This window comes from Cupriavidus sp. D384 (genome assembly GCF_001652915.1).
Classification (GTDB): domain Bacteria; phylum Pseudomonadota; class Gammaproteobacteria; order Burkholderiales; family Burkholderiaceae; genus Cupriavidus.
Genome location: NZ_BBQI01000072.1, coordinates 17,915 through 37,412, shown reverse-complemented (window position 1 = coordinate 37,412; position 19,498 = coordinate 17,915). Strand labels below are relative to the sequence as shown.

Genomic DNA, 19,498 nt, shown 5'->3' with positions numbered 1-19,498 from the left:
CTACGTGATGGAGCACGGCGCCATCGTCGAGCGCTTTGCCGCCAGCGAGCTGCAGGCCAAGATGCCGGTGCTGAACGAACTGCTTGGCGTATAACAAGGGACCCTACGTTTCATGAATTTCGATATTGGAATCCCCCTGCCGGCGCTGCTGTCCCAGCTGCTGCTGGGGCTGGTCAACGGCGCGTTCTACGCGATGCTGAGCCTGGGCCTGGCCGTGATCTTTGGCCTGCTGAACGTGATCAACTTCGCGCACGGCGCGCTGTTCATGCTCGGGGCCGTGCTGGCCTGGGCGGGCATGGAGTACGCCGGCCTGAACTACTGGGTCATGCTGTTGCTGTCGCCTCTGGCGGTGGCCGTGATCGGCGTGGTGATCGAGAAGTCGATGCTGCGCTGGATCTACAAGCTCGATCACATCTACGGCCTGCTGCTGACGCTGGGCATCACGCTGGTGATCGAAGGCGTGATGCGATCGGCCTACGGTGTCTCCGGCCTGCCCTACTCGCCGCCCGATGCGCTGCAGGGCGCCACGGACCTGGGCTTCATGGTGCTGCCGAACTATCGCGCCTGGGTGGTCGTGGCGTCCGTCGTGGTCTGCCTGGCCACGTGGTTCACGATCGAGAAGACCAAACTCGGCGCCTACCTGCGCGCCGGCACCGAAAACCCGAAGATCGTCGAGGCCTTCGGGGTCAACGTGCCACTGATGGTGACGCTGACCTATGGATTTGGCGTGGCGCTGGCCGCGTTTGCGGGGGTGCTGGCCGCACCGGTCATCCAGGTATCGCCGCTGATGGGCCAGAACCTGATCATCGTCGTGTTCGCCGTGGTGGTCATTGGCGGCATGGGATCGATCATGGGATCGATCGTCACCGGCCTGGCGCTTGGCGTCATTGAAGGCCTGACCAAGGTGTTCTATCCGCAGGCATCGTCGACCGTGGTGTTCTTCATCATGGTGATCGTGCTGATGCTGCGCCCCGCCGGCCTGTTCGGGAAGGAAAAGTAAATGTTGCAAGACTCCAATCGCCGCGGCCAGGTCGCGGTCTACGGCGCGCTGCTGCTCGCCGCCCTGCTGGCGCCGATGCTGGGCGCCTATCCGGTATTCGTGCTCAAGGTGCTCTGCTTCGCCCTGTTTGCGTGTGCCTTCAACCTGCTGATCGGCTACACCGGGCTGCTGTCGTTCGGCCACGCCGCGTTCTTCGGCGGTGCCGGCTACGTGGCTGGCCACGCCATGAAGGAGTGGGGCCTGACGCCGGAGCTGGGCCTGCTGCTGGGCACCGCATTCGCGGCGTTGACCGGACTGGTCATGGGCGCCCTGGCGATTCGCCGCCAGGGCATCTACTTCTCGATGATCACGCTCGCGCTGGCGCAGATGCTGTACTTCTTCTGCCTGCAGGCGCCATTTACGGGCGGCGAGGACGGCATCCAGGGCATCCCGCGCGGCAAGCTGCTGGGCCTGCTGCCGCTGGACAGCGACCTGACGCTCTACTACGTGGTGCTGGTGATCGTGGTGGCCGCATTCGCGCTGATCGTCCGCACGATCCATTCGCCGTTCGGGCAGATCCTGAAGGCAATCAAGGAGAACGAGCCGCGCGCAGTATCGCTGGGCTATGACGTGGACCGCTTCAAGCTCGTGGCCTTCGTGCTGTCGGCCGCGCTGGCCGGTCTGGCCGGATCGCTGAAGGCACTCGTACTGGGCTTCGAGACGCTGACCGATGTGCACTGGTCGATGTCGGGCGCCGTGATCCTGATGACGCTGGTGGGCGGCCTGGGCACGCTGGCCGGCCCCATCGCCGGCGCGTTCGTGGTGATCGCGCTCGAAAACAAGCTCGGCGACCTGGGCACGTTCCTGGCCCGCATCACCGGCATCGACTGGTTCAACACGCTGGGCGAATCGGTGACGATGGTCACGGGCGTGATCTTCGTGATCTGCGTGCTGACGTTCCGGCGCGGCATCGTCGGCGAGATAATCGGCCTGGCCGATCAGTGGAAGGCGCGGCGCAAGCCGGCCGCGCCGCTGGGCTCACATCTCGTCGATCGCGGTTGACGCGGTGACCACGCCGGCATCCTTCTCCAGCGAGAAGCGGTCGCGCGTGGTCACGTAGAAGCTGGCGCCAAAGCGGCCCACGGGGAAGTAGTCCTGCAGCCGCACGCGCCAGCGCTCGGTGTCGATCAGGCCGTCGCGCGCATGCAGCCGCAGCACGCGGCCAATAAAGATCTGGCGGCTTTCCGTTTCCAGCGTTTCCCAGAGCCGGCATTCGAACGCCACCGGTGCCTCGGCAATGCGCGGCGGTGCCACCTCCGTGCACGGGGCGGCAGTCAGGCCCACGTGGGCCAGTTCGCTCATGTCTGGCGGCAGGCGCTCGCCGCAACGGTGCATCTTCTCGGCCATCGCCTCGTCGCTCAGGTGCACGACAAATTCCTGCGTTCGCACGATATTGGCCGCCGTATCCTTCAGCGATCCGTCGCCCAGGCGGTTCACGCTGATCATCACGATCGGCGGCTCCTCGCCCAGCATGTTGAACATCGAGAACGGCGCGGCATTGGCGGTGCCGTCGAGGCCCAGCGTGGTGACCAGCGCGATCGGGCGCGGCACGATCAGGCTGGCCATGAGCTTGTAGCGCTGATACTCGGTGATCGCGCTGAAATCGATTTCCATCGTGTTCCTTGGGTATTCGGGTTTAGCGCTGCGGCAGGCCCAGCATCTGCGCCAGGCTCTTCTCGCCCTGCATGCGCGACGTCTCGATGCGCTGCTCCAGTTCGCGCAGGTGTGCTTCCATCAGCGTCACGGCGCCCGTGGCGTCGCGCGCCTCGATGCAGGCGACGATGGCGGCGTGCTCGTCGTGCTCGCACGGCGCATGCCCCGGCGGCTCGTAGAGGCCCACGATCAGCGAGCAGCGCGACACCAGTTCGGTCAGGTAGCGTTGCAGCACCGGATTGCGCGCCAGTGCCGCAATCCGCAGGTGGAAGCCACTCGCCAGCCGCGCCCACGATGGCTGGTCGAAGCGGTGCATCGCGTCGTGCTCGTCGGCCAGCTGCCGGCGCAGTTCGCGCAGGTCGGCCTCGGTGACGCGCTCCACCGCCAGCTCCACCAGCACGCGCTCCATGGCGCGGCGCGCCTCGAAGATCTGGCTGGTTTCCTCGGGCGTCGGCTCGGCAATCACCGCACCCTTGTTCGGACGCAGCGCCACGATGCCGTCGTGCGCGAGCTTTTCCAGCACGCGCCGCACCACGGCCCGGCCTACGCCGAACAGCGTACATAGCTCGGGCTCGGGCAGTTTGGTCCCGGGCGTCAGGCGATGGTTCAGCACGCCGTCGAAGATCGCCTGGTAGATGCGGGTGTCGGCGTCCTGCCGCTCGTCGGATGCTTCCGGTGCTTCCGGTGCTTCCGGGGCGTCCGGCAGGGGCGGCTCCGCCACCGTGGCGGCGGTTTTCCTTGCAGCTTTGGTTGACATGGCGTCGGTCAGGGAAACAATGCCCATGATGTTAGCGCGCGGCGGCGGTGGCGATATCCGGTGCCATCGGCACCTGCGTGTCCATCGCATCGCAGATCGCGCCGGGCGTGGTGAACCACACCTCGCCGTGAGACCGCCGCGCGGCAATATGCGCCAGCGCGCGCCGCAGGTGCCGCAGCCGGTACGGCTGCCCCACCAGGTACGGATGCAGCGCAATGCCCATCACCAGCGGTTGCGGATGCTGCGGGTGGTTGGCCTGCAGCAGCATTTCGTCGAACTGGTCGATGATCATGTCGGCGAACGCCGCGCCATCGAGCTGGCGCGCGATGATCATCGGGATATCGTTGAGTTCCTGCGGGTACGGGATCGACCAGAGCGCGCCGCCATCACGGGTCTGCATGCGGATCGGCCGGTCGTCGTGGGCCCAGTTCAGCGTGTAGCGATAGCCGGCTTCGGCCAGCAGGTCGGGCGTGACCATCGTCTCCGAGATCCACGGCGACAGCCAGCCGCCCGGAGCCCGGCCGCTGTGTGCGTGGATGCGGTCGCGGCAGTGCAGCAGCAGCGCGCGCTCGCCGGCTTCGTCGAACTCGCTCTGCCGGTGCGCATTCGTATGACCATGGCCGATCAGTTCGTCGCCCCGCGCCAGGCAGGCATCGAGCACCTCCGGGCAGTGATCGTAGATCGCCGTGTTCAGGATCACACCGGTGGGCAAATCGAGCTGGTCGAACAGTTCCAGGCAGCGCCACACCCCTACCCGGTTGCCATATTCGCGCCAGCTGTAGTTCAGCACGTCGGGCTGCGGCGACACCGGGCCCAGGTTCGCGCCCAGCCCCTCGCCAAACGCAAAGTGCTCGATATTGAAGCCGAGATAGACGGCCAGGCGCGCGCCATTGGGCCAGCGGAAGCCGTCGGCGTCAGTGATCGGCCGGTACGGAAAGCGGCCGTGATGGCGCAACGGCCCGAACGACGGGGCCGCCGCGGCCTGCGCTGCCGCCAGCGGACTCGGATTGAAGGTCATGAACGAGTACCTTTCTTCTGGTTGGTGCATCCATCGCCGGAACCGGCACCGCCTTCGTGCGTCATGCCCCGTTTCCGATCGTATGCATAGGTATCGCGTAATCGTTCGCAATTTGCGGGCCAGATCGTCAACGTATGGAAACACCGTATGTCCGGGAGTTTCCGGGTGATTCGTCAACGTGATGGCACGGCTCTTGCGAGACACCGCGCCGACACCAACCCTTCCGGAGATCCGCCATGTTTCGTCCCCAACGCCGTGCACTGATCGCTGCCGCCGCGGCCGCCTGCGTCATGACCGCCCTGCCTGCGCATGCCGCCGACACCATCAAGATCGGCCTGATCACGGCGCTGTCGGGCCAGTCGGCCCGCGCTGGCGAATCGTTGACACGCGGCATGACCATTGCCATCGACGAGATCAATGCGAAGGGCGGCCTGCTGGGCGGCCGCAAGCTCGAACTGGTGCGCCGCGACGACGAAGGCAATCCGGCCAAGGGCGTGCTGGCCGCGCGCGAGCTGATCTACAAGGAGAAGGTGGCCGTACTGTTCGGCGGGCTGGACACGCCCGTGTCGATGGCCATCGTGCCGATCGCCAACCAGGAAAAGGTGCCGTTCATGGGCCCGTGGGCCGCCGGCACGCCGATCACGCACAACGGCGGGAATCCGAACTTCGCCTTCCGCGTCTCGGCGGTGGACGAGGTGGTGGACAAGGCGATGCTGCAGTACGCGCAGAAGGCATTCAACGCCACCAGGCCGGGCCTGATCCTGGTGAACAACCCATGGGGCGAATCCAACGAGAAAGGCATCGTGGCGGCAATGGCGGCCAAGGGTGGCAAGCCTGTGGGCGTCGAGAAGTTCGAGGCCAACGACGTGGACGTGGTGCCCCAGCTCGGTCGCCTGAAGGCCGCCGGCGCCGATGTGCTGCTGATGGTGGGCAACGTCGGCCCGTCGGCGCAGGTGGTGAAGTCGCTCGACCGCATGGGCTGGAAGGTGCCGGTGGTCTCGCACTGGGGCCCCGCAGGTGGCCGCTTCACGGAACTGGCCGGACCGAACGCGAAGAACGTTCACTTCGTGCAGACCTATAGCTTCTTCGGCAGCCCTTCGCCGGTCAGCACGCGCGTGGTCAACGATCTGAAGGCGAAGTACAGCGACGTGAAGGGCCCGGACGACATCACCCCGGCCGTGGGCGTGGCGAACGCCTACGACGCCACGCAGCTGGCTGCGCTGGCGATCGCCAAGGCCGGCAGCACCAAGGGCGACGCGGTGCGCGAAGGCTTCTACAAGATCGACCGCTACGAGGGCCTGATCAAGACCTATGTGAAGCCGTTCTCGCCCCAGCAGCACGACGCGCTGACCGAGAACGACTATGTCTGGGCCCAGTTCATCGACAACCGCATCGTGCCGGTGAAGCAGTAAGCGCTTCTTGCTGGCCGATTGCTGGTCTCCCCTCTCCCGCCATGCGTGGAGAGGGAGAAAAACACAAAAAGAAGGACATCACCATGTTATGGATATCCGCCCTCATCAGCGGGCTTGGCCTGGGCAGCATGTACGGGCTGATGGCGCTGGGGTTTCACATCACCTACGCAGTCTCTGCCACGGTCAATTTCGCGCAGGGCAGTTCGATGATGCTGGGCGCCGTGCTCACGTACACGTTCGCGCAGACGCTGGGCTGGCCGATGCCGCTGGCAATCGTGCTAGCACTGGCCCTGTGCGCGCTGTATGGCCTGGCCGTGGAATTCCTGGCCGTGCGCCCGTTCGCCAGCCGGGGCTCGAACGCCTGGCTGATGGCAACCGTGGCGCTGGGCATCGTGCTCGATAACGTGGTGATGCTCTGGTTCGGCACCGAGCCGCGCAGCCTGCCTTCTCCGCTGGCAACCCAGTCGGTACAGCTTGGCAGCTCGGGGGTGGGCGTGTATCCGCTGCAACTGGTGATTCCGGTGGTGGGGCTGGTGCTGGCCGCCATGCTGCATGTGGTGCTGCGCAAGTCGCGCTGGGGCGTGGCGATGCTCGCCGTGGTGCAGAACCGCGACGCCGCGCGCCTGATGGGCATTCCGATCCGCCGCACCATTGCCGGCGCATTTGCGCTGTCGACGCTGCTGGCCGGCATTGCGGGGGTACTGATTGCCCCGCTGTTCAACGTACAGGCCGACATGGGCACCGTCTTCGGCCTCAAGGCATTCGCGGTCGCCATTCTTGGCGGTCTGTCCAGCGCCTGGGGCGTCATGGTGGCCGGCCTGATCTTCGGCGTCGCCGAGGCGCTGGTGACCGCATCGCTGGGTTCCAGCTACACGCAGATCATCACCTTTGCGCTGGTCATTGCGCTGCTGGCGCTGCGGCCCGATGGCCTGTTCGGACGTGCGGAGGTACGCAAGGTATGAGCCCAGGTATGAGTCCAGGTACGAGCAAGACCATGACATCCACGGTATCCACCGCACCGCCGGCCACCCCGGCACGCCCCGCCGCGCCATGGCTGGGCCTGGGCACGCCGTTGCAGATCGCCGCCTTGTGCGCGGCGCTGGTCGCGGCGGCAGGCCTGACCCTGACGCTGAACGGCTACTTCGTCTTCGTGATTGCAGGCGTGGCACTGCTTGCCATCTGCGGCGTGGGCCTGAACCTGCTGCTCGGGCTGACCGGCCAGGTGTCGTTCGGCCACGTTGGCTTCTACGCGATTGGCGCCTATACGGTGGCGATCCTGACCGGCCAGGCCGGCTGGAGCTTCTGGGCAGCGTGGCCGGTCGGCGCACTGGTGGCCGCCGTGCTGGGCGCCTTGCTGGCCCTGCCCGCGCTGCGCGTCAAAGGCCCGGGGCTGGCCATGGTGACCATCGCCTTCGGCTTCATCGTCGAGCATGGCGCCGTGGAATGGCGTGGCCTGACCGGCGGCCAGAACGGCCTGATGGGCATCGCGCAACCGTCGCTGCCCGGCGTGGATGGCGGCGAGCGTGCGCTGGCGCTGATCGCCATCGCCGTGCTGGGTCTTGCGCTGGCCGCCTATGCGCGCATTGCGCGCGGCAGCTGGGGTGCCGCCATGCGCGCGGTGCGCGACAGCGAAACCGCAGCGGCGTCGATCGGCGTCAACCCGCTGGTCGTCAAGACCGTGGGCTTTGCATTTTCGGCCGCATTGGCTGGGCTGGCCGGCGGCCTGTTCGCCCCGCTGCAAGGCATGGTCACGCCGGGCATGTTCTCGTTCCTGCAGTCGATCCTGTTCGTCCTTGTGGTGATGATCGGCGGTGCCGGCACGGTGGCCGGGCCGGTCGCGGGCGCAATCGTGGTCGGGCTGCTGCCGGAAATCCTTTCGAGCCTGGAAAACCTGCGTCTGCTCTGCTTTGGCGTGCTGCTGCTGGTGGTGCTGTGGGTAGCGCCCAGCGGCATGGTCGGCGTGGTGACGTCGGCGTTCCGCCGCCTGCATCCTGCCAGACCTGCAGACCACGACGCCGCGGCCGGCGCCATGCTGCCGCAGCGTGACGCCGCCCAGCGCCGGGGGCTGTCGGCACTGGGCCTGTCGATGGTATTCGGTGGCGTGCGCGCGGTCGACGACCTGTCGTTCGAACTGCCGCCGGGCCAGGTGACCAGCCTGATCGGCCCGAACGGCGCGGGCAAATCGACCGTGCTCAACATGCTGTCCGGTTACTACCGGCCACGATCCGGCGGGCGGCGACTCGGCGCCGACGCCCTGCCCGCACGCGGCGCCTGCCACAGTGCGCGCCATGGCATCTCGCGCACCTACCAGACCACGCAGCTGTTTACAGGCATGAGCGCGACCGACAACGTGGCCATTGCACTCACGCGCGGCAAGCTTGGCACGCTGCTGGGCATCGCCGGCTTCACGGCCCCGGCCGTGCGCGACGAGGCCCGCGCATTGCTGGCCGCCTGCGGCTATACCGGCAACCCCGACGCCAGCGCCGCCGACCTGGCCCACGTGGACCGCCGCCTGGTGGAAATTGCCCGGGCGCTGGCGACACGGCCGGCCGTGCTGCTGCTGGATGAACCGGCTGCGGGGCTGTCGCGCGAAGACAAGGCCACGCTGGGCCGCCTGCTGCGCCGGATTGCCGACAGCGGCATCGCGGTCGGCCTGGTCGAGCACGACATGTCGCTGGTGATGGACGTATCCGACAGCATCGTCGTGATCGATGCAGGCCAGCACCTGTCCGCCGGCACGCCCGACGCCGTGCGCGCCGATCCTGCCGTACGGCGCGCCTATCTGGGCGAGGCATCGGGCGCCCCGGTGCGGCAGCGCAGCCGCCAGCCGGACGATGCCATGCCCCCCGAAGTGCTCGGCGTCAGCGCGCTGCGCGCTGGGTATGGCGCAGCACCGGTGCTGCACGACGTGGACCTGCAGGTCCGCGAGGGCGAGATGGTGGCGTTGCTGGGCGCCAATGGCGCGGGCAAGTCCACGTTGATGCGCGCGTTGTCGGGGCTGCATCGCCCGGTGCAGGGCGGCATCACGTTCGACGGCACCGACCTCGCCCGGCTCGACGCGGCGAAGATTGCCGAAATGGGCGTGGTACTGGTACCGGAGGGCCGGCAGGTATTTCCGGAACTGTCCGTGCTCGACAACCTGCGGCTGGGCGCCTTCCCGTCGGGCCGCCTCTCGCGCGCGGAAACCACCCGCCGCATCGAGGCCATGTTCGCGCGCTGGCCCCGCCTGCGCGAGCGGCAGCACCAGCGTGCCGGCCTGATGTCCGGCGGCGAACAGCAGATGCTGGCCGTGGCGCGCGGACTGATGTCGAACCCGTCCGTGCTGCTGCTCGACGAACCGTCGCTGGGACTGGCGCCCAAGGTCATCGAGGAATTGTTCGCATCGCTGGACGCGCTGCGCGAGGCTTCGATCACGATCCTGCTGGTGGACCAGATGGCCGCGCTGGCCCTGTCACTGGCCGACCGCGCCTATGTGCTGGAAGAAGGCCGCGTGGTCGCCAGCGGCGATGCCGAGACGCTGGCGAAGGACCCGGCGCTGGTACAGGCCTACCTGGGCGGGCAGCACGCATGAAGCCCCTTGCCACTTCACGCGCCGGGATGGTGACCAGCCCGCATGCGCTCGCGAGCGAGGCCGGCCTGGAAATCCTGCGCGCCGGCGGCAATGCCATCGAAGCCGCCATCGCCATCGGTGCCACGCTCTCCGTCACCTATCCGCATTTCACGGGGCTGGGTGGCGATGCCTTCTGGATCCTCGGCGACCAGTCGGGCAACGTGCGTGCGCTTTCCGGCATCGGCCAGGCCGCCGCCACGCTGCCCGACTACGGCAACGCCATTCCCACGCGCGGCGCGGCCTCGGCCATTACGTCTGCCGCCACCGTGGACACCTGGGACCGCGCCTTCGCCATCAGCCGCGACCAGTGGGGCGGCCGGCAGGCGTGGAGCCAGTTGTTCCAGCGCGCCATCGCGCTGGCGCAGGAAGGCTTCGAGGTCACGCCGTCGCAGCGCTTCTGGCAGACATTTCGCCAGGGAGAAGTGTCGGACTGGCACGGTTTTGCCGCGGTCTTCATGCCCGATGGACGGCTGCCCCGGCAAGGCGACCGCCTGCGGCAGCCCGCGCTGGCCCGCAGTCTTGATCGCATAGCGAACTTCGGTTCGCGCGAATTCTACGAAGGCGAGCTGGCCGAGCGCATCGTCGCGGGGCTGCGTGCCGCCGGATCGCCACTCCGGCTGCAGGACCTGGCCCGCACGGCGGCGCGCGACGAAGCACCGCTGCGTGTGCCGTACCGCGGGGGCGAACTGCTGAGCCTGGCGCCGCCCACGCAGGGTGTGACCACGCTGCAGATCATGGGCATCCTGGAACGCTTCGACGTAGCCAGCATCCCGGAGGGCAGCGCGGACTATTACCACCTGCTCGTGGAAGCTGTGAAACAGGCGTTCATCGAACGCAACCGGCATGTGGCAGATCCCGAATTCGCCACCGTGCCGGTCGATGCAATGCTGTCCCCGGCGCGGCTGTCCGCGCTGGCCGCACATATCGATATGCGTCACGCGATGCCGTGGCCCCATGTCTATCAGCACGGCGACACGGTCTTCCTGTCGGCCGTGGACAGCGAGGGCCGCTGCGCCAGCGTGCTCCAGACCGTGTATTTCGACTGGGGCAGCGGCGTGGTGGCGGGCGACACCGGCATCCTGTGGCATAACCGTGGCGCCGCGTTCAGCACCGATCCCACGCATCACAACGCGATTCAACCGGGCAAGCGCCCTTTCCATACGCTGAATCCGGGCATGTACCTGCGCGATGGCAAGCCACGGCTGACGTATGGCACGCAGGGCGCCGACGGGCAGCCACAGACGCTGGCCGCCGTGCTGACACGGCTGATCGACTATGGGATGGATCCGATGCAGGCGCTGTCCCGGCCGCGCTTCCTGCTGGGCCGTACGTTCTCCGATACGCGCGACAGCCTCAAGATCGAGGCCGATGCAGGCGACGATGTGATTGCCACGCTGTCGACCCGCGGTCACGAAGTCAGCGTGATCGACGCGCAGAGCCCGCTTGCGGGTCACCCGGGCGCCATCGCGTTGTACGACGACGGATCTTGCGCGGGCGCGCACGATCCACGCAGCGACGGCATCGCCATGGGGGTGTGAGGGGCATAGCCACGGTATCGGAAACGTCAGGCATCATCTGGGTATCCGGGAGAAAAACGGCAACGCCCTGCGTGACGCGCGCATGAAAGCCCTGCGGTCTGTAGCGGTTTTGTATCGAACAGGAACCCGTGCAGCGGATGCCCGTCCAATGCAGTAACTGTCGACTAGCCGTCACGATGCGATGCAGCGTGCAAGCGCCGGCGCGATGGTCCACAATCCCGTCGGAGGAACGCACCGCTCCCAGCGGCCCTGCGTCCCCCATGTCCCCCAGCAACCGCTCCCCTCTCGCCAAGGAGAACACCGTGCTGAGCCCACATGAACTTGCCACGCTGATGTTGATCGGCAACGGTCCACATACCCGCGACGATACGTCTACCATCCCCGCACGCGAAATCGACCCCGTCGATCTCGATGCACTGATCACCCGGCAACTGGTGATCCTGGAATCCGAACAGGGCAAACGTCCCTGCCCGCAAATCACCGCGCATGGCCGATCGATGCTGGCCGCGGTGGGCCGCCTGAACTAGGCGGCTTGTCTCATCCTTTTCTGTCCGCCTGCAGTTGCCGCGTGACTACCGGGTGACGGCCGCCGTCTTCATGGCTGCGGCCGGTGCCTGATAGCCATCGGTCAGCGTCTTCAGGAACGCGATCACATCGCGCATCTCGGCCTCGGTCATCAACGGCTTGTCGCCCGGCTTGCCGCCGAACGGCGCTTCCATGTTGATGTTCTCGTGGTATCGCGCCGGCAGGTCGTCGAACTTCTGCACCTTGCCGTCCGCGCCGCGCGGATACCACTTCTGCGGCTTCACATCGCGCTCGGCGTAGAAGTGCAGCACCTCGTCCAGCGAATGGAAGATGCCGTTGTGAAAGAACGCGTGGCGCAGTGCCACGTTGCGCAATGACGGGGTACGGAACAGGCCGCAGTAGTCGGCGCGGTCCTTCAGGTCGGTGCGATCGGGGCCACACAGCCCCATGTCGAAGAAGGCCGGATCGGCATTGCCGGACAGCTTGCGGTTGCGCGGCACGCCCACGGCAATAAAGCCGAAGTCGGAAAACGCCGGGAAGGCGCCTTCGCGGACATCGCCCGGGTGGCACGCGGCGCAATTGCCCTTGGCCGGATCGTTGAACACGCGCAGGCCACGCGTCTCCTGCGGGCTCAGCGTGGCCTGCCCGCGCAGCACTGCATCGTACTTGCTGGTATAGGGATAGAACTCCGACGCCGTCTGCTGGAACACTTCCAGCGCCATCAGCACGGCGTTGAAGGCGGTGTCTTCATCGTCCAGCACATCCTGGCCCAGCACCTTCCGGAACGTCTCGGCGTACGGCCCCTTGCGGATCCGCTCGACCACCACTCGTGGCTCGCCATTTGCCATCTCGTGCGCGGACAGCAGCGGGATGCGGGCCTGGTCGTGCGCGGAGCCCGCGCGGCCATCCCAGTTGTGGCCGCCGGTCGGGCCCTGGTCCTCGGCGTCGTTGCCGTCGTTCTCATGGTAGTGGTCGGTGTAGGCCGGCACGTTCTGCACGTAGCGCAGCGACGGCGCGGCGCGCACGCCGGTGCGCGTCATGTCTGCGCCGCCAAGCTGCACCGACAGGTTGTTCGGCGGCCCGTACGCATGCGCCGGGCTATGGCAGGTGGCGCACGACTGCTTGCCCGATGCCGACATGGCCGGCTCGAAGAACAGCGCCTTGCCCAGCGCCCTGAGCTGCGCGATATCGGGATGGCGCTCGGCCATCATCGCGTAGAACGGTTTCGGGCCAGCGGCCTTCGGTGCACTGGCCACTGCCGCCTGCGCGGCCGGGGCGGCCGGCGCTGCCACGGGCGCGGCGTCCTGCTTGCCGCAGCCCGTCATCACGCTGGCCAGCAGGATGATCAGCAGACTGCCCGCCACGCGCAACCAGGCAAAGAGCGACGGGAACGCGGCGTTCCACAACAGCGGCGGCAAGCTCATGACGAAATGATGGCAACAGGATGACGATGGAATGGCGCAAGAGGCTATTCCGGCTTCATGACATCCACATGACGATTCACGAAAACGAAACGTCGACGCACGGGCCGCGCGGCACCGGGCGGGATGTACCCGGTTCCCATCCGCATCATCATCAATCTGACACATGCCCGGGTCACACTCGCGGCGCACCCGGAAGCACCCTACAAGTTTCATTGCAGCACTGCAGTCTTCCCACATATAAGAAAGAGGAAAACCATGAGCCGTACTACACGTCTGTGGCCCCTGGCCGCATTGGCCGCCGCATGCCTGTCCGCCTGTGGCGGCAGCGATTCCGGCAGCAGCAGCGCGACCCCCGCCGCCACTACGTCAGGCGTCGTCACCGGCAGCTACTTCGAGCACGCCAAGGTTTGTATCGACGCCAACAACAACGGCGCCTGCGACAGCAGCGAAGCTTCGGTCTTTACCGACGCCAAGGGCGCCTTCACGGTAAGCGGCCAGGGCCCGGTGGTGGCCGAGATCGGTACGGACGCCTTCCGTAACGACGATGCCGGCGCGCACGCCGCCGTGACGCGCAAGCTGGTGTTCCGCGCGCCGGCCAGCGCCAATGGCGTGGTCAGCGCCATCTCCACCGAACTGGCCGTGCTCATGGACAGCAACGGCGGCAACCTCGACGCCGCGCGCTCCCAGCTGGCAGATCGCCTGGGCGTGGCCGCAGACAAGCTGCTGGAAGACCACAACAAGGAAACGGACAGCAAGATCAAGGCCGCACTGCAGGGCGAGATCGAACAGGCCATCGAACTGATCGCCAACGCCGTGGCAGCCGGCGGCGATATCGCCACGGCCATCAAGAATGGCGTGGCCCAGCGCGTGGCGATGAACAACATCAAGACCGTGGTGGTGATCTACGCCGAAAACCGCGGCTTCGACAACCTGTACGGCCTGTTCCCGGGCGCCAACGGCATTCCGGGTGTGAACCCCAGCGCCGTGGGCACCGTGACCCCGCAGAAGGATTTCGACAACGCCACGCTGGCGTCGCTGCCGCCGACCTGGGGCGGCTTCACCGCCGCGGGCCAGACCGTGACGCTGGACGCATCGCAAACCGTTGGCTGGGCCAACAAGCCGTTCCGCATCGATGATCCGTCAGGTGTCAACGGCACCGGCGTGGTGGTGAACCAGAGCGTGGTCACGCGCGACCTGGTGCACAAGTTCTACCAGAACCAGATGCAGATCAACGGCGGCAAGAACGACAAGTTCGCAGCATTCTCCGACGCCGGCGGCATCACCATGGGCTACTACGATGGCAGCAGCATGGCGATGTGGAAGATGGCCAAGGACTTCGTGCTGGCCGACAACTTCTTCATGGGTGCGTTCGGGGGCTCGTTCCTGAACCACCAGTACCTGGTCTGCGCGTGCGTGCCGACGTACCCGAACGCCGACACGTCCGTGGCATCGGGCTCGATCGCCGCCGTGGCCGCCGACGGCAAGAGCCTGGCACTGACGGGCACCAGCTCCACGAGCATCCTGAATGCCACGGCCTCGTACGTGAAGGATGGCGCCATCACGCCGAAGGACCCGGCCACCGGCATGTTCTACGCCGTGAACACGATGCAGCCGGCCTACCAGCCGAGCGGCAACGCGCCGGCCTCGACCGATACCTCCAAGCTGCTGGCCGACCCCAACGCTGCCAGCACGCTGCCGCCGCAAACCCAGGACACCATCGCCACCTACCTCGACAAGCGCGGCGTGGACTGGGCCTGGTACGCAGGCGCATGGAAGACCGTGTCGGCAGATCGCACCAAGATCTACAACAACACGACGCCGAACTTCCAGGCCCACCACCAGCCGTTCAACTTCTTCGCGGCGTTCAGCCCGGTTGACCATGCCGACTACCGCACGGCCCACCTGAAGGACTTCGACAGCCAGTTCCTGGCGGATGCCGCCGCAGGCAAGCTGCCGGCCGTGACGTTCTACAAGCCGCAGGGCAACCTGAACCAGCACGCCGGCTATGCCAACGTGGCCGACGGCGACGCCCACATCGTCAACGTGATCCAGCAACTGCAGAACAGCCCGCAGTACAAGAACATGCTGATCGTGGTGACGTACGACGAAAACGGCGGCTTCTACGACCACGCGCCGGTTCCGACCGCCGACCGCTGGGGTCCGGGCACGCGTATCCCGGCGATCATCGTGTCGCCATTCGCAAAGAAGGGCACCGTGGACCATACGCAGTACGACACGGCATCGATCCTGCGCTTCATCACGCGCCGCTTTGCCCTGCCGACGCTGCCGGGCCTGAAGCTGCGTGACGACTCGCTGGTAGCCAACGGCAAGCCCGCCATGGGCGACCTGACCAACGCGCTGACCTTCCCGGCGCAGTAAGACAGGCATCCGCCGACGTACAGGGGCGGCCCTCGCAAGGGGCCGCCCTTTTTTCGTGGCGGGGCGGTGCCGGCGTCGGCGGATCGCCGACAGGCAGGCAACGCCGGAGTGGCTATAGTCGTGGAAGTGCCACCCCAGCGCCAAGGAGCCCGCCATCGCCGCCTGGCATTCCGATATCCCCGCCCGGCTCGACCGCCTGCCGTGGTCCGCCTGGCACTGGCGCGTTGCCATCGCGCTGGGCATCGCCTGGGTGCTCGACGGGCTGGAAGTCACCCTCGTGGGGTCGGTCGGCGCCGTGCTGGAGCGGCCGGACACCCTGGGGCTCGATGCCACGCAGGTGGGCTGGTCCGGCTCCATCTATATATCCGGGGCGGTCATCGGCGCCCTGCTGTTCGGGCGCCTGGCCGACCGGCTGGGCCGCAAGAAGCTGTTCCTGGCGACGCTGGCGGTCTATATGGCGGCCACGCTTGCCACGGCGTTCTCTCCCAATTTCGCGTTCTTCGCGGTCTGCCGGTTCCTGACCGGACTGGGCATCGGCGGCGAATATGCGGCCATCAATTCGGCTATCGACGAACTGATTCCCGCGCGCGTGCGCGGGCGTGTGAACCTGGCGATCAACGGCAGCTTCTGGCTGGGCGCGGCGCTGGGCGCCGGCCTGAGCCTGGTGCTGCTGGATCCGCGCGTGTTCGGTCCGGTCTGGGGCTGGCGCGTCTGCTTTGCGCTGGGCGCGCTGCTTGCCGTGGCGATCGTCCTGATCCGCCGGCATGTGCCGGAAAGCCCCCGATGGCTGACGACGCACGGCCGTCACGACGAAGCCGCGCGCGTGATCGCCAGCATCGAGTCGGAGGTGGCACGGCGGCATGGACCGCTTCGTGCGGTGGACGCCGCCGCCACGGTGGCTTATGCGGGCAGGCCCGTGCCGGCGTTGCGCGAGATCCTGCGCCTGCTGCTGCGCCGCTACCGTACTCGCAGCGTGGTCACGTTCGCGTTGATGGTGGCGCAGGCGTTCTTCTACAACGCCATCTTCTTCACCTATTCGCTGGTATTGACCAGGTTCCAGGGCGTGCCCGAGGAACGCGTGGCGCTGTATATCTTTCCGTTTGCCCTTGGCAACGCGCTGGGCCCGCTGGTACTGGGCCCGCTGTTCGACCGGATCGGGCGGCGCAGGATGATCGCCGTGACCTATGTGCTGTCGGGCATCGGACTGGCGGCCACCGGCTGGGCCTTCATGGAAGGCTGGCTCGATGCGCGCGCCCAGGCGCTGTGCTGGTCGGCCGTGTTCTTCCTGGCGTCGGCGGCGGCAAGCTCGGCCTACCTGACCGCCAGCGAGGTGTTTCCGCTGGAAATGCGCGCCCTGGCTATCTCGGTGTTCTACGCCGTGGGCACCGGCACGGGCGGCTTTGTCGCGCCCGTGCTGTTCGGCATGCTGATCGAAACGGGCAGCCGGGGGGCGGTTGCCATTGGCTACGGCATCGGCGCGGCCCTGGTGATCGTGGCCGGCCTGATGGCGCTGCGTTTTGGCGTGGATGCGGAAAGGCGCGCCCTGGAAGATATCGCGCCCCCGCTGGGAGCGGAGCGCGATTGACGAAGGCTTTTTCCTTTTTGATCGCCCCTTATGCCATAACATACTATTAGAATTTTTAGTATGTTATTTCATACTTTATTTCCGTACACTATGATAATCGATAGAACCTTCCGATCCCGGCGCCATCATGTCCGCTCTGCACCTGCAGCTACGTTCGCTTCGAAAACTCCGTGGTTTCTCCTTGGCCGATATTGGACGGACCATCGGCATGGCTAGCTCCAACCTGTCTGTCGCCCTGAGCGGCAAGCAGGATGTGCGCGCCTCGACACTTGTCGCCATTGCCGCCGCACTGGATGCCGAATGGGTGCTGGTGCCGAAGGAGCATTTGGCGGAAGTCCGGCAAACGCTGGCGGGCAAGGCAACCGGGCCAGACCGGGCGGCGCCGACCTCAGTGGATCTGCTGCTCGGGGACGAGGCATGAGCGACGACCTGCGGCCCCGCTATCTGTCGGTACACCTGCACGGCGTGCTGTGCGGCTACCTCTGCGAAGCCGGGCGCACCACGCGCTTCGTGCCAGGCGAGCATTTTCGCGGGGATCCTGGCCGGCCGACGCTGAGCCTCTCGTTGACCATTCCCGGCAACGAGCCGCTGACCGGCACCATCCTGTCGAATCCGTTCCATCCTGCGGTCTATAACGTCGGTGGCGAACTGCCCCCTTATTTCGCCGGGCTGCTGCCCGAGGGCGAACTGCGCAAGCGGCTGGAGGCCACGCGCCATCACCCGGATGACCGCGACGACTTTGGCATACTGGCCGCCGCCGGCGAAGACCTGCCCGGCGCCTTGACCGTACGCCCCGCCGATCTCGATACGTTGCCCGACCACGCCCGCACCATCGGGGTGACGGGTGGCGCGGACAATCTGGAGATCGCGGTCGTGGAAGGCGCGACGGAGGGCGCTGCGTCGGTGTCGGGCGTGCAGAACAAGCTGGCGCTGTCCACCGCGCACGCCGGCAAACGGTACACCATGCCCACCCATGGCCGCCTCTCGGACCTGATCGCCAAGCTGCCGTCGCGCAACGACGACAGCCAGATATTTAACGAATATGTGTCGATGCAGCTGGCCCAGGCAGCCGGCGTCGCAGTGGCGGTGTGCCGACCGCAGCCGCTGGCGGCCATCGACGTCCCCGGCCTGGCCGATGCGCTTGGCGCGGACCTGCACTTCCTGGCGGTGGACCGTTTCGACCGCGAACCCGGAGGCCGGGTGCATGCCGAGGACGGCTGCCAGATCCTGACGCGCATGCCGGCACGCAAGTACGCCGGCAACGACGCCTACGTAGCCATTGTCCGGCTGCTGGACCGGCTGAGCGTGCGCGGCATCGAGGACGTCCGGCAGTTCTTCATGCGGCAAGCCGTCAATACCCTGCTGGGCAACAGTGACGCCCACCTCAAGAATTCCTCGTTCCTCTATCGCAACGGCACGATGCCGGAACTGTCTCCGGCCTATGACATCGTCAGCGTGGCCGCGCTACCGGGCTTCCAGGCATTCGGACAGAACGTCGCCATCGACCTGCTGCAACGCAAGCAGACGCTGGATACGTACCGGGATTTCGCGCGCAACGCGCGGATTGCCGAGCGCATCGTCGTGGCCGCGGTGAAGGACGCCGTGACGATGGCGCAGGACCGCTGGCCTGCGCTGCTCGATTCGCTGCCGACACCGGCCGCGATGAAAGCCGTGGTTCTCGAACGGCTGAGCACCCTGCCGCTGGCGCAGCTGCGCAGGCGATAGCCGGGCGCACGCATATCCTTGTTCGATACCGCAAGGCCGCCCGTGCCATCTGCATGAGGCTGGCGCCATGAAGCGGGGCGGATGGTCAACTCAGCCCGTCCAGCACCAGATGCTGTCCATGCATGGCCTCGGCCCCGTCCGACGCCAGGAATGCCACCGCCCGGGCGGCGGCACCGGTGGATACCCACCGCGCCGGATCGGCCGATGGCATCGCCTGACGGTTGGCGGGAGTGTCGAGAATGCTTGGGGCAATGCTGTTGACGTTGATGCCCGAACCCCTGACTTCGTGCGACAGGCTTTCCACCAGGCGCTGCAACGCGCTCTTGGAAGCGGTATAGGCGCCCATCGCGGCCACACCGTTGGCGGCACCGCGCGCCGAGACGGCCACGACCTTGCCGCTGCGCTGGAACATCATGGCCGGAATGAAGTGGCCGGTCACGGCCACGAACGACCACGCGTTCAGGTCCATCATGCGCAGCCAGGATTCGCGGCTCAAGGTGTGGGTGGGCTCGCCCATCTCGAAGCCACCGGCCACGTGGACCAGGACATCGACCGTGCCAAACGCGTCGAGAATGGCTGCGGCCACGGGTGCCATTGCCGTATCCGACGTCACGTCTGCCGCATGCAGCAGCGTACCGCCGTGGTCGGGCTCGGGATGCGCAAACACGCTCTGCAGATGTTGCAGATTGTGGTCGATCAGCGCCAGCCTTGCGCCTTCCCCGGCGAACCGGCTTGCCACGGCACGGCCCAGCGCGCCGGCGGCTCCGGTAATGACGACATGACGACGCGGTGCCTTGGCTTCCATGGTGAACTCCGGCAAAAACGGTCCTTCC

At 66.8% G+C, this 19,498-nt stretch carries 16 protein-coding genes and 1 pseudogene; 12 read left to right on the top strand and 5 right to left on the bottom strand.

The genetic code is table 11. The features are described 5' to 3' along the window. From A9J21_RS31015 to A9J21_RS15830, 3 genes and pseudogenes are all read left to right on the top strand, one after another. Window positions 1-94: pseudogene (locus tag A9J21_RS31015) on the top strand (ABC transporter ATP-binding protein); the annotation flags it as partial. 18 nt (window positions 95-112) lie between these two features. Then, window positions 113-1,000: a branched-chain amino acid ABC transporter permease gene (locus A9J21_RS15835; RefSeq protein ID WP_066737228.1), complete on the top strand. Its 888-nt coding sequence runs from the start codon at window positions 113-115 to the stop codon at window positions 998-1,000. Further along, on the top strand, window positions 1,001-2,041 hold the full coding sequence (locus tag A9J21_RS15830; protein WP_066737226.1) for a branched-chain amino acid ABC transporter permease: 1,041 nt from the start codon (window positions 1,001-1,003) through the stop codon (window positions 2,039-2,041). On the opposite strand, the gene A9J21_RS15825 is transcribed toward A9J21_RS15830, so the two are convergent. Genes A9J21_RS15825 through A9J21_RS15815 form a run of 3 tightly spaced genes read right to left on the bottom strand, consistent with a single transcriptional unit; the run spans window position 2,018 to window position 4,467 of the window. After that, window positions 2,018-2,653, bottom strand: a complete 636-nt coding sequence (locus tag A9J21_RS15825) for a flavin reductase family protein (RefSeq protein WP_066737222.1) — start codon at window positions 2,651-2,653, stop codon at window positions 2,018-2,020. The two genes, A9J21_RS15830 and A9J21_RS15825, sit on opposite strands and share 24 nt — an antisense overlap. A gap of 22 nt (window positions 2,654-2,675) precedes the next feature. Continuing rightward, entirely contained in the window at window positions 2,676-3,449 is a 774-nt protein-coding gene (locus A9J21_RS15820; RefSeq protein WP_066737234.1) for a GntR family transcriptional regulator, read from the bottom strand. 31 nt (window positions 3,450-3,480) lie between these two features. After that, window positions 3,481-4,467: a polysaccharide deacetylase family protein gene (locus A9J21_RS15815; RefSeq protein ID WP_066737220.1), complete on the bottom strand. Its 987-nt coding sequence runs from the start codon at window positions 4,465-4,467 to the stop codon at window positions 3,481-3,483. Window positions 4,468-4,703: 236 nt separating this feature from the next. Here A9J21_RS15815 and A9J21_RS15810 point away from each other — a divergent pair, with 236 nt between their 5' ends. The 5 genes from A9J21_RS15810 (at window position 4,704) to A9J21_RS15790 (ending at window position 11,554) form a co-directional block, all read left to right on the top strand. Further along, entirely contained in the window at window positions 4,704-5,879 is a 1,176-nt protein-coding gene (locus A9J21_RS15810) for an ABC transporter substrate-binding protein (protein ID WP_066737218.1), read from the top strand. Between the two features lie 83 nt (window positions 5,880-5,962). Then, window positions 5,963-6,841: a branched-chain amino acid ABC transporter permease gene (locus A9J21_RS15805; RefSeq protein ID WP_066737232.1), complete on the top strand. Its 879-nt coding sequence runs from the start codon at window positions 5,963-5,965 to the stop codon at window positions 6,839-6,841. 32 nt (window positions 6,842-6,873) lie between these two features. Beyond that, window positions 6,874-9,450 carry an ATP-binding cassette domain-containing protein gene (locus A9J21_RS15800; protein WP_066737216.1) on the top strand — a complete coding sequence of 859 codons (2,577 nt, stop codon included), beginning with the start codon at window positions 6,874-6,876 and terminating at the stop codon, window positions 9,448-9,450. After that, window positions 9,447-11,027 carry a gamma-glutamyltransferase gene (ggt, locus tag A9J21_RS15795; protein ID WP_066737215.1) on the top strand — a complete coding sequence of 527 codons (1,581 nt, stop codon included), beginning with the start codon at window positions 9,447-9,449 and terminating at the stop codon, window positions 11,025-11,027. The genes A9J21_RS15800 and ggt overlap by 4 nt, the downstream gene beginning before the upstream one ends. 302 nt (window positions 11,028-11,329) lie before the next feature. Further along, window positions 11,330-11,554, top strand: coding sequence for a hypothetical protein (locus A9J21_RS15790; protein ID WP_066737214.1), 225 nt, complete (start codon window positions 11,330-11,332; stop codon window positions 11,552-11,554). A gap of 45 nt (window positions 11,555-11,599) precedes the next feature. On the opposite strand, the gene A9J21_RS15785 is transcribed toward A9J21_RS15790, so the two are convergent. Next, the gene (locus A9J21_RS15785) at window positions 11,600-12,976 is read right to left on the bottom strand and encodes a cytochrome-c peroxidase (protein WP_066737213.1); all 1,377 of its coding nucleotides are present in this window, start codon (window positions 12,974-12,976) and stop codon (window positions 11,600-11,602) included. A gap of 255 nt (window positions 12,977-13,231) precedes the next feature. On the opposite strand from A9J21_RS15785, the gene acpA reads away from it, so the two are divergent. From acpA to A9J21_RS15765, 4 genes are all read left to right on the top strand, one after another. After that, entirely contained in the window at window positions 13,232-15,355 is a 2,124-nt protein-coding gene (gene acpA / locus A9J21_RS15780) for an acid phosphatase (protein ID WP_066737212.1), read from the top strand. A gap of 154 nt (window positions 15,356-15,509) precedes the next feature. Further along, window positions 15,510-16,940 carry an MFS transporter gene (locus A9J21_RS15775; protein WP_066737211.1) on the top strand — a complete coding sequence of 477 codons (1,431 nt, stop codon included), beginning with the start codon at window positions 15,510-15,512 and terminating at the stop codon, window positions 16,938-16,940. A 127-nt stretch (window positions 16,941-17,067) separates the two neighbouring features. Next, window positions 17,068-17,361, top strand: a complete 294-nt coding sequence (locus A9J21_RS15770) for a helix-turn-helix transcriptional regulator (RefSeq protein ID WP_066737209.1) — start codon at window positions 17,068-17,070, stop codon at window positions 17,359-17,361. Beyond that, window positions 17,358-18,665, top strand: coding sequence for a type II toxin-antitoxin system HipA family toxin (locus tag A9J21_RS15765; protein WP_066737206.1), 1,308 nt, complete (start codon window positions 17,358-17,360; stop codon window positions 18,663-18,665). Before A9J21_RS15770 ends, A9J21_RS15765 begins: the two co-directional genes overlap by 4 nt. Window positions 18,666-18,750: 85 nt before the next feature. Here the strand turns inward: A9J21_RS15765 and A9J21_RS15760 are convergent, their stop codons facing one another. Continuing rightward, window positions 18,751-19,470, bottom strand: a complete 720-nt coding sequence (locus A9J21_RS15760; RefSeq protein ID WP_066737230.1) for an SDR family oxidoreductase — start codon at window positions 19,468-19,470, stop codon at window positions 18,751-18,753. Window positions 19,471-19,498 lie beyond the last annotated feature (28 nt).